General features: G+C 40.1%; 14 protein-coding genes. 8 read left to right on the top strand and 6 right to left on the bottom strand.

The annotated features are described in order from the left end of the window. Positions 1–90: 90 nt before the first annotated feature. Positions 91–1,515, bottom strand: coding sequence for an aspartate ammonia-lyase (gene aspA / locus LGO15_RS13360; RefSeq protein ID WP_167830896.1), 1,425 nt, complete (start codon positions 1,513–1,515; stop codon positions 91–93). Positions 1,516–1,848: 333 nt separating this feature from the next. Between aspA and LGO15_RS13365 the strand changes: the two genes are divergently transcribed. Further along, complete coding sequence (locus LGO15_RS13365) at positions 1,849–3,153, top strand: MerR family transcriptional regulator (RefSeq protein WP_167830897.1); 1,305 nt, start codon at positions 1,849–1,851, stop codon at positions 3,151–3,153. A gap of 116 nt (positions 3,154–3,269) precedes the next feature. Next, positions 3,270–4,163, top strand: a complete 894-nt coding sequence (locus tag LGO15_RS13370; protein WP_167830945.1) for a glycerophosphodiester phosphodiesterase — start codon at positions 3,270–3,272, stop codon at positions 4,161–4,163. Between the two features lie 63 nt (positions 4,164–4,226). Here the strand turns inward: LGO15_RS13370 and LGO15_RS13375 are convergent, their stop codons facing one another. Then, positions 4,227–4,847, bottom strand: a complete 621-nt coding sequence (locus LGO15_RS13375) for a pyridoxamine 5'-phosphate oxidase family protein (RefSeq protein ID WP_167830898.1) — start codon at positions 4,845–4,847, stop codon at positions 4,227–4,229. A gap of 138 nt (positions 4,848–4,985) precedes the next feature. Here LGO15_RS13375 and LGO15_RS13380 point away from each other — a divergent pair, with 138 nt between their 5' ends. Then, a complete protein-coding gene (locus tag LGO15_RS13380; RefSeq protein ID WP_167830899.1) occupies positions 4,986–6,068 on the top strand; it encodes an AbrB family transcriptional regulator in 1,083 nt (360 codons plus the stop codon). Positions 6,069–6,122: 54 nt separating this feature from the next. Next, the gene (locus LGO15_RS13385) at positions 6,123–6,488 is read left to right on the top strand and encodes a hypothetical protein (RefSeq protein WP_167830900.1); all 366 of its coding nucleotides are present in this window, start codon (positions 6,123–6,125) and stop codon (positions 6,486–6,488) included. A gap of 348 nt (positions 6,489–6,836) precedes the next feature. Here the strand turns inward: LGO15_RS13385 and LGO15_RS13390 are convergent, their stop codons facing one another. Next, positions 6,837–7,844: a DUF3231 family protein gene (locus LGO15_RS13390; RefSeq protein ID WP_167830901.1), complete on the bottom strand. Its 1,008-nt coding sequence runs from the start codon at positions 7,842–7,844 to the stop codon at positions 6,837–6,839. Between the two features lie 182 nt (positions 7,845–8,026). Between LGO15_RS13390 and LGO15_RS13395 the strand changes: the two genes are divergently transcribed. After that, positions 8,027–9,568 (top strand): GGDEF domain-containing protein, encoded by a 1,542-nt coding sequence (locus LGO15_RS13395; protein ID WP_167830902.1) that lies wholly within the window; start codon positions 8,027–8,029, stop codon positions 9,566–9,568. Next, positions 9,561–10,049, top strand: a complete 489-nt coding sequence (locus tag LGO15_RS13400; RefSeq protein WP_167830903.1) for a hypothetical protein — start codon at positions 9,561–9,563, stop codon at positions 10,047–10,049. Before LGO15_RS13395 ends, LGO15_RS13400 begins: the two co-directional genes overlap by 8 nt. 112 nt (positions 10,050–10,161) lie before the next feature. Here LGO15_RS13400 and LGO15_RS13405 read toward each other — a convergent pair whose 3' ends face one another. After that, the gene (locus LGO15_RS13405; RefSeq protein WP_167830904.1) at positions 10,162–11,208 is read right to left on the bottom strand and encodes an ATP synthase beta subunit C-terminal domain-containing protein; all 1,047 of its coding nucleotides are present in this window, start codon (positions 11,206–11,208) and stop codon (positions 10,162–10,164) included. Positions 11,209–11,423: 215 nt separating this feature from the next. On the opposite strand from LGO15_RS13405, the gene LGO15_RS13410 reads away from it, so the two are divergent. Beyond that, entirely contained in the window at positions 11,424–11,618 is a 195-nt protein-coding gene (locus tag LGO15_RS13410; RefSeq protein ID WP_167830905.1) for a CsbD family protein, read from the top strand. Positions 11,619–11,670: 52 nt separating this feature from the next. Here the strand turns inward: LGO15_RS13410 and pssA are convergent, their stop codons facing one another. Beyond that, a complete protein-coding gene (gene pssA / locus LGO15_RS13415; protein WP_102262929.1) occupies positions 11,671–12,366 on the bottom strand; it encodes a CDP-diacylglycerol--serine O-phosphatidyltransferase in 696 nt (231 codons plus the stop codon). Between the two features lie 256 nt (positions 12,367–12,622). On the opposite strand from pssA, the gene LGO15_RS13420 reads away from it, so the two are divergent. Next, positions 12,623–13,093: a DUF2062 domain-containing protein gene (locus LGO15_RS13420; protein WP_226085008.1), complete on the top strand. Its 471-nt coding sequence runs from the start codon at positions 12,623–12,625 to the stop codon at positions 13,091–13,093. A 55-nt stretch (positions 13,094–13,148) separates the two neighbouring features. Here the strand turns inward: LGO15_RS13420 and LGO15_RS13425 are convergent, their stop codons facing one another. After that, positions 13,149–14,831 carry a glycoside hydrolase family 13 protein gene (locus LGO15_RS13425; protein WP_226085009.1) on the bottom strand — a complete coding sequence of 561 codons (1,683 nt, stop codon included), beginning with the start codon at positions 14,829–14,831 and terminating at the stop codon, positions 13,149–13,151. Positions 14,832–14,977: the final 146 nt, after the last annotated feature.

Genomic DNA, 14,977 nt, shown 5'->3' on the forward strand with positions numbered 1-14,977 from the left:
GATAACAAGATTTCAATGGCCATTTTGAAACTTGGAAAATAACAAAAGGGGGCCCAAAAGCTTGTACTTTTTAGGCCACCCTTTTTATAATCAATCTTTATTCAATAACTCTTCCCCTGCAATGCCTGGGTTTGTCATTTCGTATGGATTCAGGATCAAATCAAGCTCTTCTTCTGTCAGGACGTCGTATGCAAGGCATAGTTCCCTTACTGACTTTCCTGTCAGGATTGCTTCTCTTGCGATCCTCGACACTGCTTCATAACCTAAGTGCGGATTGACAGCAGTGATGATGCCAACGCTCCGCTCCACATCCTTTTCGGTCTTTTCTTTATTTGCTTCAATTCCGACGAGACAATGATCTGTGAAAACTTTAAAACCATTGTTCATGATGCTGATCGATTGAATCAGGTTAAAAATAAGAACTGGTTCCATTACATTCAGCTCCAGCTGACCTGCTTCGGAAGCAAGGCAAATCGTATGATCGTTCCCGATTACCTGAAAGGCAACTTGGTTAATGACCTCAGGCATGACCGGATTCACCTTGCCAGGCATTATGGAAGAGCCCGGTTGTCTAGATGGAAGGAAAATCTCGTTAAAGCCTACCCGAGGACCGGAAGCCATCAGGCGTAAATCATTGGCTATTTTTGACATATTCATCATGCAAACCTTCAAAGCAGCCGAAACTGTCGTATAAGCATCGGTATTTTGAGTGGCATCAACTAAATGGTCCGCATTTTTTAATGGATAACCACTGATTTCAGAAAGGTGTCGTACAACATTTTTGATGTACTTCGGATTGGCATTAAGCCCGGTCCCAACGGCAGTTGCTCCCATATTCACTTCAAATAAGTGGCCCCGGGTATGCTTGATTCTTTCAATATCCCTTTCGATCACCCGCGTATATGCTTCGAATTCCTGACCGAGCCGGATTGGAACAGCATCCTGCAAGTGTGTCCTGCCCATTTTGATGACAGCATCGAATTCCCTTGCTTTTTGGGAAAAGACATCTCGCATGATTTCCATGGTATCGAGGAGCTTGTCGAGAAGCGCCAGCACGGACAGATGCATCGCTGTTGGAAATGCATCGTTTGTCGATTGCGCCATGTTTACATGGGAATTAGGACTTAAGGTAAAATAATCCCCTTTCTTCTCACCTAGCAATTCCAAAGCACGGTTGGCTATCACTTCGTTCGTATTCATGTTGATGGATGTACCTGCTCCACCTTGAATAGGGTCAACAATGAACTGGTCATGCCATTGTCCCTGGATAATTTCTTCAGCTGCTTTTACGATGACCTCCCCCAGGCCTCCGTATAGTCTTCCTGTTTCCATATTGGCAAGTGCTGCTGCCTTTTTCACCATGGCCATTGCCTTGATCAACTCACTATGGATTCTGTAACCAGTAATCGGGAAGTTTTCAACCGCCCTTAAAGTTTGAATTCCATAATAAGCATCCGCTAATACTTCCTTCGTTCCCAAAAAATCCTTTTCAATTCGGACTTTTACCTCAGACATTTCTTTACCCCTCCAAAAAGCATGAAATATTCACAATGATTGTTAATTATGTATTGAGGGCCTTCATTTTCCGACAATCTTTTTGTTCCTCTTAAATCCCCCTCGGCCTGAATATCAGCCTACATGACTATTGTAAATCAAAATGAGAAAATCATCACCACAAATGATAACTTCATGAAAGAATGTTTGCAAACACTGTATGATTTCAGATAGTTATGCTGAAACAGCACTACTTTTGAGAGGTTTTGTCATCATGCAGGAAAACAGGAATGGTCTTGCTGAATTGTAATAGGACATCGATATTTTCATAAACCAAAACAGAAAGGAATGTACATGATGTTTGACACTCAATTCATGAAGGCATACACAATCAAAGAGGTGTCCAAGAAAATAAATGTTCCATCTGGCACCATTAGACAATGGGAAAAGGATCTTGCCGGTTTGCTGGTTATCCCAAGAACGAAACAAGGTGCAAGATTTTATACGGATATTGAAATAGACCAATTGGTGAAAATAAAACAAATGCGCGATAAGAATCTTAGCAAAGAAATGATTCGGGAGCTCTTGCAGAGACATATGGGTACTGATGTCGTGTCAGAACAAACTCCAAATGGAAACAACCTTGCTGTAAAGACGAATATGCCCTCCGCATCCCAGCCAGACAGTACGAATGAATATGCCGCTTTTATGATGGCAATGGAACAATATAAGGAATCACTGCTTGAAGAGGTCAAGGCAGAGATCAGAAATGGCATTCGAAAAGAAGTTCTGGAGGAAGTAAAAAAAGAAATTTCAAAAGGGACTTTAACAACAGTAAAAACCCTTTCTGATTCAATTTATAAAACAGGCGAAAAGACCAATGAACATATTATCGACCTCTCTCAAACAGTAGCCAAAAGCTCACAGGAAAGTTCCGAACGTCTCGGAACCATCTCAACAGAGCTTACGAATGTTTCGAAAGGGACTTCCGAAATCAGCACGAATCTTTTGAAGGCATCAAAAGGCACAACAGAAATGTTCAGCAAGCTTTCTGATCGGGTTACGAAGGCTTCGCAGGGCACGACGGAAAAAATAGCCCAGTTATCGGAAAATATCCAGATGAGCTCAAAGGGGACAACTGATAAAATCACCAAGCTGACTGAAAGTGTTGCGAAGGTTTCAAAAGGAACTTCCGAAAAAATAAACGCCCTATCCGGAAGCATTTCGAACGTTTCGAAAGGTACTTCCGAACGGCTTGCATCTTTAACCTCAAGTTTGACTAAAACATCAAAAGGGACAAATGAAAAAATCATCAAGCTTGAAAATTCGGTGGATAAGCTATCCTCAGGAACAAATCAGGAATTGTCCCTTTTGGCAAAACGCTTGAACGAGACCACTGAGACGGTTTCCGAGGAGTTTAAAATACTTGCTGATTATGTTTCCAATAGCCGTGAGACAACAAATCAGGAGCTCTCCAATTTAAATCAGGTCATCAATCAGGAACGAGATTATCTAGTACACACTCTTCAGTCTGAAAGAGAGGAATTCCGCCGTGAAATCAGGACGCGAGATGAGATGTTCAAAAATATGGTTGATAGCTTCAGGGAAACAGCAGCTTCTAAACAATCTAAACGCAATTGGTGGAAGGTTTGGAAGTAGTTTTCATGTTTCTGACTTATAACTTGCAAAGATGTAAATAATATTCTCACTTAAGTAACCGCTGTAAAAATCTCCATAATGCAATGGATCAATACTCTTAGGAGGGAACATTGGAGATGGTTGGATATTTTCGCTGGATGGCAATCGCAGCTATGATCATTTACCTATCAGGGGCCACATCAAATCTTGTTTTAGCGGAAATCTCCTCGGATAACGGGCAAGTCAAGGCATTCAACATTTCTCACCGTGGTGCTTCAGGATATGTTCCTGAACATACATTTCTAGCTTATGAACTGGGGAATAGCATGAATGGCGATTACATTGAAATCGATCTTCAAATGACAAAGGATGGAGAACTGATTGCGCTGCATGACGAAAGCATAGACCGGACCACAGATAAAAAAGGACTAGTCAAAAATCTTACGCTTAAGGAAATAAAGAAACTGGATGCGGGCTCATGGTTTAACGAAGCATTCCCTGAAAAAAAGAATGCCGGGTATAGGGGGCTTCAAGTCCCTACCCTCCGTGAGGTGCTTACTAAATTCGGTTCTAACTCAAAGTTTTTCATTGAAACCAAATCACCTGAAGTCTATCCTGGAATGGAAGAAAAGCTACTCGATATTCTGAATGAGTACAATCTTACCGGTGCCCAGCCATTCGGAAATGTTATTGTTCAATCTTTCAGTGCTGAAAGCTTAAGAAAAATACATCAAATGGATGAATCGATTCCATTGGTCCAGCTGTTGTCTTACTATGCTCCAGCGGTCATTACTGATCAGGAAGTAAGCAAAATCAAGGAATACGCAATTGGCGTCGGATTACATTACACAGCCGTCAGCCCAGGCTACATCCAAAAAGTAACTAGTTCTGATCTGATGATTTTCCCTTATACGGTCAATGAAAAGGATGATATGAAAATGCTTCTGGAATGGGGGGTTACGGGTATGTTCACTAATTACCCCGACCGACTGGACGAAGTAATCCAAGAGGAATCACTTGAGCACTCGTAAATGTGTGCATGAATGATTAAAAGCTGCCAATTGGCAGCTTTTTAATTAGGGAAAAACACGCCATCAATAAAGTCTATTTTTATATCCATCTTCCAATCTTTTCCGAATCTCATCTTCGGACCCTTTAGGCATTTTCGAGTGTGCTGCCAGTATCTCTGCACCTTTTGGTAATGTTGATGAGTCTCCCCAGGTTTCAGGATTCCATAAACCTGACCGTTTCAATGCTTTTCCGCATTGTATATAGCATTCCTCTACTTCCACTACGATGCCAAGCAGCGGCTCCTTCCCACCGGCTTTCATCCTGCTTAGCAGTTCTGGGTCACGTGTCAATCTGGCCTTTCCGTTGACTCTCAATGTCTCCAGCATCCCAGGGATTAGAAACAACAGCCCTACTCTGCCGTTTGATAAGATATTTTTCAGAGAATCCATTCTCTTATTCCCTGGCCTCTCCGGAATCACTATCCGGTTATGGTCGAGAACAAGGACAAATCCAGCAGCATCACCCCTTGGAGAGGAATCTGTGTACCCATTTTCGTCTGAGGTGGATAAGACTAAAAATGGGGAGTGAGAGATGTAATTGGAGCAATGTTCATCCACCAAGGAAATTACCTTGCGTTTTGCCAACTCACTTGGCTCACCAAATAAAGTTCTCAATTCTTCAAAGCTATTGATATCGTGACCCATTAAACCATCTCCCCGAGCAATTTATAATCTCTACAATAATGAAACTTAACCTATGTTATTTTTAACAAATAGATACATTATGCTAGGATTGTCTTACCACAATTTGGTGGAGTGACAAAATCACAAGAAGGTGCAGATTTGAAAAATAACTTACGCGCAAAATCATTTATATCTTCTTTCTTGATTGCTTTAGCTGGCGGCCTGATATTTTCATCCCTGTCCATCCCTGTTTCCTGGCTCCTTGGGCCAATGTCGGCAATTTTGATTGCTGATCGTTTTAAAGGATTAACCCTGTACTGGCCAAGAGCTTTTAGGGATTCAGCATTGGTCTTGATTGGATATTCAATCGGTCTTTCCTTTACACGTTCATCAGTAGAGAATATCATAGTAAACCTTCCAACCATGTTGATGATGACGGTGATTCTGGTAAGTTCTGCTGCTTTGATTTCTAAAGTGATATCAAAGTTGACTAAAGTTGATTATCCTACTGTTTTGACCGGCAGTATCCCAGGCGGGCTGTCACAAATGATCATATTTGCAGAAGAAATGAAGGGCATTGATATTACAACGGTTACCTTCCTTCAGGTCTCCAGATTATTAATGATTGTTTTTGTCGTCCCTTTTATCATATTCGGCCCTGTACTTAACATCAGCCATTCGGCGAATAATGGATTGGAAGGCTCAAGCCAGTTTGTTTCGGAACCAATTAATTTTTTCTCATTTATTTTAGTATGTATCCTTGGAGTGATAATCGCTAAAAAGCTGCGGCTGCCTACTCCATTTTTACTCGGGCCAATATTAGGAACAGCCATTTTGTCTTATGCTGAATTTACTGGCCCATCCCTGCCGTCATCGGTAATGGATGCTTCACAGCTGATGATTGGCGGCTATATAGGCATGCTTTTAAAACCTCAGAAATTAGAGAGAAAATCATTAACAATCACACTCGCATTGTTGAGTGGTTTCTTGCTAGTGATGGAATCACTTTTATTAAGTTTCTTCTTATCAGACGTTTTGAGCCTCAATATAGTTACAAGCTTTCTCAGCCTGGCGCCAGGCGGAATGGATCAGATGGGCATCATTGCACATGAAGTCAATGCGGATTTATCCATAGTATCAGGTTTCCAGCTGTTTAGGTTATTCTTTATCTACTTTGCAGTCCCCCCGATTTTAAGATGGTATTTCGAAAGTAAAATAAACAATAAAATGGATTCTCTATAATCTTCCCGGGTATATTACTAACATAAAGGAAAATGCTTAGTTGGAGGAATGAAATTGAACATATCTTTTAATAATTTGCTCAATAAAGCAAAGATAGGTTTGAATCAGGCATTTGGCCACGCCAAAGAAACTCTTTATTCCATCACAAGTGCATCCTCTGCAACTGTCCAGCAAATAGCCGACTATGTCAGGAATCATCCTGATACAAGAATCACAACTAAACAATACCTGGGTGTTACCATTTCATTTTATGAACTAAGTAAGGATGAGATAAGATACTATTTAGAGACAAACAACGGAAAAATTTTGCAGCTCGACGTCCATTCTCATAATCATTCAGTCATAGCGTACCGTTCTTATCGGGATCAATTATCGGTAAATACCCCGGTAAAATTCCCTGATTTACAAAATGCCAAATAGAAAGTATTGCCACTTGTTTCTGACTATTTCTGCTGGCAAAAGATTTAACAGTGGCGAAAAAATAAGCGGAATAATTCCGCTTAAATTGGAACCGCCCCTTATTTTCATTAAAATAAGGGGCATTTTTCCGCTCATTTAATCTAAATCGTTGGATTTTGTATTATTTTTGACGGTTAACCGGAATAACTCCCTTTATTTCCGCTTCAAAAGCTACAACTATATACAATAGACGGAAATTCTTCGCTTAGGAATTTTCATACCTTTATGCAAATCAACAATGAATGATTACATAACCATAAATTAAGGGTGAACCATGTGTATTCAAAACACGGGACACCCTTCTTCAATTTATTTCAACCCGGACAGCTGGTCCCGATCATCAGCCATTGGAGGCTCCTCAAGCCAGGAATTTTTTATCATGATATTAGCACCGTCCTCCGCATACAAAGCTATTTCGGGAATGAGGGAAGCATATTTCAACCCTATATCCTTACGCGGACTTGCGGCCATGGCAGCTCCGTAGTTACCAATCCCTGCGGCAATCATCGCCGTAATATGGAATAAGATCAGCTTGTCCGAAAAAACCTGCGTGGTACTGTCTGTTACTGCACCATCCCAAAACATTGGAGCTGGGATATCATTATTCTTCAGGATATCACTGAATAAGTCGACATGTTTTTGAGCAATTTTCTTCCCTCTCTGCAAATACTCCTTGACTTCTTTGTCCTGTGCCACCTGTATAAATCCCATGATTAGCGCTTTCCCGATTTGGTTTGTTTGTATATTCATAAATAAATGAGTGATTTCAACTGAAGTGAGTGCACGTCTCCTGCTTTTGATGCCTGACAGAAATTTTTGTTTCTCAACAAAGCCAACTTTATCAGGCACTGATATAAAAGGAGGCCGAATATAAGTCCCTTGCTCCAGCATTAACTCCCTCGTCAAATCCTGCAGTCCGACTGCTGATTTCAAAACACTTTTATGAAATGCGATCACATCAGGGCGAGTTCCCAGGCCAATTGCTGCACTATTTGCTGCCATCCCAAGAATCGACATATGCCTTAGATACATCATGACAAATGTATCAGAAAATAACCGGGGTGCGTGGATATTCACATCTTTCTTTGTGAAACCAACGGGACAGGGAAAATCTTCACGATTGAAGATCTCCTTTAAGATGAAAATGTTTTTCTGTGAAGATTCATTCGCATACTCAACAATTTCTTTTATCTTATTGTCGTCTATGTTGTTCCTAAAATAACTTAATACACAGATTGAAATTGAATCATTAATATACTGCGTCCACATACTGGACATTTCTGCCGAAGTAAGGCCTATTTTAGTCTTGTCCTCCATCTACACACCTCAGTTTCCTGATGATATCATTATCTTCCCATAACCTGCCCGATTTTATTTAGGGGCGTTTTTAATTTTCCTTTTTGGTTATCAAAAGCAACACTATTTAGTCTCAATACTAATAAAACAACCTATCAATTTTTGAAAAAAATAGTAAAATAGATGTAGGATTTAAATTAGGAGTGAGCAAGCTGGAGGCTATCATTTTATTAATCATTGCTGCTGTTGGGTTATCACTGACAGCAAATTTAATCAGATTTCATGTAAGCGCTTTTCTGAATCAATTGATCTTCTCTGTTGCATCATTGATCCTTGTTGAGCTTTCTATGTATTTCTATGGAAGCAATCATTTACATTGGAGTATTCTGTTGTTTATCATTACAGCTGGGTATTCCTTTAAATTAATTGGTGGTATTGTTGCCGCCATCTTCAGCCTTATTCTTGTTTATTTACAGACAGAAGGGACCATTTTGGCACTTCTGCCGGTATACCTGCTGATTGGATCTTGTGCAGGCTATTTATCACAATATTTACTGAATAAGAAAAAAAATCACCACCGCTGGCTGAACATGCTTATGGAACAATCAAAACATCTACAAGTCTTTCGTGAAGTAAGTACAACAATGCAGCGCACTCTGCAGCAGGATTTGCTTTTGAAGGTAATCTTGACATCAGTTACCGCTGGTCATGGGCTAGGTTTTAACAGAGCAATGATTTTCCTTGCTTCAAATGAGTCAAAGTCGCTAAAAGGTATAGTGGGCGTAGGCCCAATGGATGTGAAGAGAGGTTATGAAGTTTGGGAAAAAATCTCTGAAGACAGGCTTAAACTCAGCGAATTAATCGAACATAATTTTGACAGCAATTTCACCGATCCGGAATTGAATGCTCTTTTGCGTTCATTGGAAATCCCGATTGATGAACATAATGTCTTTGGATTAGCATTATCAAGCCAAAAACCAGTCATTGTCAAAGGCATCGAGAAAGATGATCCTTCACAAGTCTTAATTTTTGAGTTGTTCCAAACAGAGGAGTTTGCGATTATTCCGCTAATTAACCAGGGAAAGAATATTGGAATCCTGCTCATTGATAATATTGTAAATAAAAAAAACATTACATTGATGGATACAGAGAATATCCTGCCTTTGGCTAACCAGGCGGCGATTGCACTTGATCACGCCAATCTCTATGAGCAAATTGAGGAAATGGCTTTACGGGATGGTTTGACAGGCCTTCTAAACCAACGGGCATTCCAGAACATTCTTAATGAACACTTTCCTTTTGAAGGAAGCAGAGCTGCTCCCCTTTCGCTTATCATATTTGATATTGACTTCTTTAAGGTGTTCAATGATAAAAACGGCCATCTGCTTGGAAATGAAGTTTTAATGAAGTTGGCGAGAGTCATTGTGGAGTCTTTAAGACCAGGAGATTATTCCTTCCGTTTTGGCGGAGAAGAGTTTGTGGTTCTTTTGCCTGGTACCGATCTGGAACAAGCTGAAATAGTAGCCGAAACAATTCGGTTAAATGTTGAAAAGACAAGCTTCCCCGGTGAAAAAACACAGCCAAATGGCACTTTAACTGTAAGTGTCGGAACAGCTTGTACAGATCATATGAACATAAACAGTAAAAATGAGCTAATAGAAGCTGCCGACCAGGCCCTTTACAAAGCTAAAAACGCAGGCAAAAATACTGTAATTTCTTTTAAGGAGTTCGTTAGCATTGATTGAACTGGCATTGATTCTCGCTGCCCTTTTCTTTTTCCTGGCTTCCGCTTTGACTAGCAGGCCAATGTATATCCTTTCGCAGAAGTTTTATTCCAAACGCGTAACCAAACATTATGGGTTCAGGGTTTCAGACCTTCATTATTCCTATGATCAAATGGTCTACTTTATTTCCCTGCCCACTACTTTACCTTATATCAGGGATGCATTGAAGGAAGACTTGATTATTGAACAAGATTATTCATCTTATTTCTTCCCTCTTCTGAAAGGGATTAAAATCTCATTAAAACAAAAAAACGAGAAATTGTTCCTTGCCTACCTGCCTATTGGCAATTTCCGTTTGCCCCATCTTGATAAGTTGCAGCAAGAAGGCACAATTGATGAACAAACCTATTTACGAATAAGTACAACTAAGCTGCTCCAACGCGACACCCTGCAGGAAGTGCGCGAAGAAGTTTACAAACAGCTCCAGGTGGGTCGTTACTAATTATGAAATATCCCTTCACCCCAAAAAGTCAGGTTTAGTTGTACCTGACTTTTTGGGGTTTTTAACGACAAAAAATAGAACAAAGTGCCTCATCGACGGCTGGCCCAATGTGTTACTTTATATTTCCTATAAAATCAAGTTCCTCTGCACTCGCTATACTTGAAGGATTATCAAGAATTTTTTTAACATCCGATAATGTGTCCTGGAGCTTCACATCCTCACCCTTCTTCCCAGTGAATGCTTCAGCTACATAGAAAGGCTGAGTCAGATAGGCTTCCAACTTTTCCCCCTGTTGATAGACTTGCGACTCGGAGGCTGGAAGCCGTTCGAGTCCATGGACATTGACGATTGCACGCAACTCTCTATACCTGCGTAAAAGCTTTTGCGCTCTTTGTTGAATACTATGGTGAACAGGATCTAAATAGGACCCCTCTAAGATGGAGGATGTGGAGTAGATTGGATTGATAGCTGGGTATTTATGGCGCGCGGCAAGATCAGCATCAAATTGCCACAAAGTATCTAGCGGGCCATAAGGGAGGTCTTCATCGACAGCCTCACCCTTTAAGTCTATCAAGAAAGTCGTTACACTGCTGACTCCGTTGTTATCGAAGGATTCCTGCAAAGAGAACATCTCCCCTGAAAGGACATACGAACGATCGGCTGTAAGGGCATAATCTTTATCTACACCTTCTCTTTGCATGATTTTCTCTGTCTCTTCGATATTTTTTGTGACAAAATCGACGTCTTGGAGAACATCATCAAGTTCTGGATAATCCCCTTTCGGTTTAATTAGAACAGTCACAAATCCTTCTCTTTTCAACCGATGTAACATTTCGGCCAGTACCACTAATTGCCCCATTCCAGGACGGGCCACGAGCCCAACAGTTCCTCCTTTAGAAATTGGCGCAAACAAGTCCAAGGTTTTAATGCCTGTTTGAATCATTTCCACACTCTCCCCTCTTAAAATCAACTCATCCAAACTGCAACCAGCAAGTTCTGCGAGAGCGACAATTGTGCGCACTTCTGCCCTGCCGACCGGTATTTTACCTGTAGATAAATTTGAAACAGTAGCCGGTCTCAGTCCAACAGACTTAGCTGCTGAGGTTAGATTTGGGACTTTTTTTCTAAGTAACGCAACATTCAGTCTAATATTATCCACTTCTTTCCACCTCCTTACTTTGAATAGTAATTTATATTACTTTAAAAAGCAACTTAAATTACCTCTTAAAGTAATATTTTTTTAAAAAATATCTTCCTACTTGTTTTGACCATCTTTTAATTGATGACAGTCATATTAAATCCTATACCTTCAGAGTTTGTGTTGATTGATTCAGGGTATATAAAAATATAATTAATTAAAGGAGGCCATAAATCATGAATGACAAACAAACAAAAGGCGCATTTGACCAGGTTAAAGGTGAAGCTAAAAAGCAATTCGGGAAGCTTACCGACAATGAATCAATGGAAGCTGAAGGCCGCCTTGATAAAGGTAAAGGAAAACTGAAAGAAACAGCCGGAGATGTGAAAGAAGATGTATCTCGTTCATTTAACGACTCTTCCAGAGATTAATAACTCCTTATGTAAAAAGCCTTTGCTATGACAGCAAAGGCTTTTTTATATGCTAATCAATATTATTTTTATTTTTTCCCTTCACAAAGCGATAAGCCAAATACGCTACATACAACGGTGTGGCAATATAAATCAAGTAAGGGAACTGGCTGTATGTTCCTTTCCAGATCACAAACAGCAATGAACCAAGAAATATTGTCACGATTGTTCCATACTTCGGAAGCGGCACTTCTTTAAAGCTTGGAATCCTGATCCTGCTAACCATTAGGAAGCTTAGCGCCGTAAAGACAACCGTGGTGACGATGTTGGGAATCAAGTCTCCAAATAATGTGAGGATGGCCATGATTCCGCCCGCTGCTGTTATAGGTACGCCAATAAAGTAATTAAGCGATGATTTATCTGTACTGATATTGAACCTTGCCAGGCGATAAGCTCCGAATAACGGGAAAAGCCCCGCTACCATCAAGCCCCACAATCCAAATTGATAAAAGTATGTATAATAAACGAGAAAAGAAGGTGCTACCCCGAAGGTAACAATATCCGCAAGGGAATCGAGCTCCTTCCCAAGCTGGCTGTCTGCTTTCAACATCCTCGCCAGTCTTCCGTCCATGCTGTCCAGCATCATACCGATCAAAATTAATATAGCTGCATTATTAAATTGGCCATTTGCCGCAAATCCGATTGATAGAAAACCACAATACAGATTCCCAAGTGTAAACATATTGGGAATCATTTTTGTAAACCGCATCAGTTGTCATCACTCTCCGAAACTTTTTCTTATTTTGCCTATGCCTATTTTTACCCCAGCTACCACATAATCATGTTTATTTTATTAAAGAATAGCCGAAAATATAGTTTAACTATATCATTTTTTCTTCTTCTGAATAGAGGTAAGTAAAAAATTCCTAACCAAAATCGTAGAATCCATCACTTTGGAATAAATATGTCAAAAAAGCTATTCAAATGATTCATCAAATTGTATACTAATTTGGGGTTGGTGAATTATGATCAATAAAAATTTGCGCAGGTTAAAATTCCTTCTTATAAAATTATTGAGAATCAAAGAGAATGCACATAATGTGTCTTTAGGATTTACTCTTGGATTTTTAGTCCACTTTATCCCATCCTTCGGCATGGGGCCAGTACTTTCTACTGTAAGTGCAAAGCTCTTCAAAGGAAATCCGGTAGCTGGTTTCATTAGTGGTGTCGCACTCATCTGGCTTTTCCCATTCTTATTTTATTTGAATGTAGTTGTTGGTGAAACCCTGTTTCCTTATGGGATCTTCCCTTCTGCAGCTGGTATGCCGTCTCATGGGTTAGACGCCGGAATCCATTTAGGGGCTGTCTTTTTCATGGGTATGGTCATCAATATCATACTTTTCGGTATGTTCGTTTACTATCTCATTTATACCATCATGAGAAAATACCGTCTAAACTTCCTTGCTTTAGTAAAGAAATGGGAAGTAAAAAAATAAGAATTAAATGAAATTTATATAAAAAAGGCTGCATTCGCAGCCTTTTTTTCGTTATTTAATCCTCAATAAGGTATACAATTGCTTCGTACGGCCTCAATGATACTTCAGCACCGTATCCTTCGCTTGCTTCGTAATTCGAAATCAGAATTTCACTTTTCTTTCCTTGCAATTCTAAAGGAACTCCGAAGGACTGCTCTTGATCACTGAAATTCAAAAGAACTAGTAGCTTTTGAGACTCGAACGTTCTTGTATACACATAAATTTTCTCATCATCAGGAACCAGGATGTCATATCTGCCATGGACAATTACCGGTTGCTCTTTTCTAAGCTGGATTAGCTTCCGATAATAGTGGTAGATGGACTTTTCATCAGCGACTGCCTGATTCGCATTGATTTCTTTATAGTTTGGATTTACCTGGATCCATGGGGTGCCCGTCGTAAATCCTCCGTGCTCGCTTTCATCCCATTGGAAAGGTGTACGGGCATTGTCCCGTCCTTTTACATAGATGGACTCCATTACCTTTTCAGGATCTTCCCCATTTTGTTTCACTTTTTCGTCATACATATTCAGTGTCTCAATATCCTTATATTCATCAATAGAATCAAAACGGACATTTGTCATCCCGATTTCTTCCCCCTGATAAATATATGGTGTACCTTTTAACATATGGAGGAATGTGGCCAGCATTTTGGCTGACTCTACCCGGTACTGCTGATCATTCCCGAATCTCGAAACCATACGGGGCTGATCGTGATTATTCAGATAAAGGCTGTTCCAACCTATATCCTCAAGACCGGTTTGCCATTTTGTAAAATTATTCTTTAGATCCGTTAGCTTCAGCGGCTTCAGGTCCCATTTTCCCCCTGGGCCAGAATCCAGGTCAACATGCTCGAATTGGAAAACCATATTCACTTCATTCCTGGAATCATCAGTGTACAGCTTTGCCTGCTCAACATTCACTCCTGGCATTTCACCTACAGTCATCACGTTATAATCAGCAAGAGCTTCTCTATGCATTTCCTGAAGGAAGTCATGTATTTTCGGTCCATTCATAAAGTATTTGCTGCCAGAAACGTAGTTTTTCCCATCAGGATTTGGCGCATCAGGAAGGCCCTCTACTTTTGAAATGAAATTGATGACATCCATCCTGAATCCATCAATGCCTTTGTCCAGCCAGAATTTCATCATATCGTAAACTTCATGACGAAGTTTTGGGTTTTCCCAGTTCAAATCAGGTTGTTTTTTACTAAAGATATGCAAGAAATACTCATCTGTATTTTCATCGTACTGCCAGGCAGATCCACTAAATGTAGATTGCCAGTTATTTGGTTCCTTTCCATCTTTCCCAGGTCTCCAAATATAATAGTCCCGATATGGATTATCTTTAGACTTTCTGGACTCTACAAACCATTGGTGTTCATCCGAGCTATGGTTTACAACCAGGTCCATGATCAGCTTCAATCCTCTGTCATGCATCTCTTTTAATAGAAGCTCCCAGTCTGCCATCGTTCCGAAATCATCCATGATTTCTCGATAGTCACTGATATCATATCCATTATCATCATTAGGAGATTGATATACTGGTGAAAGCCAGATAACATCTACTCCCAATTCTTTTAGATAGTCAAGTTTCGATATAATGCCAGGGATATCTCCTATACCGTCTCCATTGGAATCCATAAAGCTTCTAGGGTAAATCTGATAAATGACTGATTCCTTCCACCAATGCTTTTTCATCAAAACCACTCCCAAATAGTTTGTTTTATAAAGGCTATCTCTGTAAAATTATCGCAGTCAGAATTTCATTCCAAATTAGTGACACTCTTATTAGATGGATGACTTCATAAAGCAACAATCCATACGCGATTTCAGCACAGTAAACG

The sequence above is a fragment of the Mesobacillus sp. S13 genome (assembly GCF_020422885.1).
Classification (GTDB): Bacteria; Bacillota; Bacilli; order Bacillales; family Cytobacillaceae; genus Mesobacillus; species Mesobacillus selenatarsenatis_A.

What these genes read in the sequence shown, in the direction of transcription:
- LGO15_RS13390 (WP_167830901.1), bottom strand. Translation starts at nt 7,844, where the DNA reads ATGGAGGACAAGACTAAAATAGGCCTTACTTCGGCAGAAATGTCCAGT.
- LGO15_RS13420 (WP_226085008.1), top strand. Translation starts at nt 12,623, where the DNA reads ATGATCAATAAAAATTTGCGCAGGTTAAAATTCCTTCTTATAAAATTA.
- LGO15_RS13365 (WP_167830897.1), top strand. Translation starts at nt 1,849, where the DNA reads ATGATGTTTGACACTCAATTCATGAAGGCATACACAATCAAAGAGGTG.
- pssA (WP_102262929.1), bottom strand. Translation starts at nt 12,366, where the DNA reads ATGCGGTTTACAAAAATGATTCCCAATATGTTTACACTTGGGAATCTG.
- aspA (WP_167830896.1), bottom strand. Translation starts at nt 1,515, where the DNA reads ATGTCTGAGGTAAAAGTCCGAATTGAAAAGGATTTTTTGGGAACGAAG.
- LGO15_RS13425 (WP_226085009.1), bottom strand. Translation starts at nt 14,831, where the DNA reads ATGAAAAAGCATTGGTGGAAGGAATCAGTCATTTATCAGATTTACCCT.
- LGO15_RS13370 (WP_167830945.1), top strand. Translation starts at nt 3,270, where the DNA reads ATGGTTGGATATTTTCGCTGGATGGCAATCGCAGCTATGATCATTTAC.
- LGO15_RS13375 (WP_167830898.1), bottom strand. Translation starts at nt 4,847, where the DNA reads ATGGGTCACGATATCAATAGCTTTGAAGAATTGAGAACTTTATTTGGT.
- LGO15_RS13410 (WP_167830905.1), top strand. Translation starts at nt 11,424, where the DNA reads ATGAATGACAAACAAACAAAAGGCGCATTTGACCAGGTTAAAGGTGAA.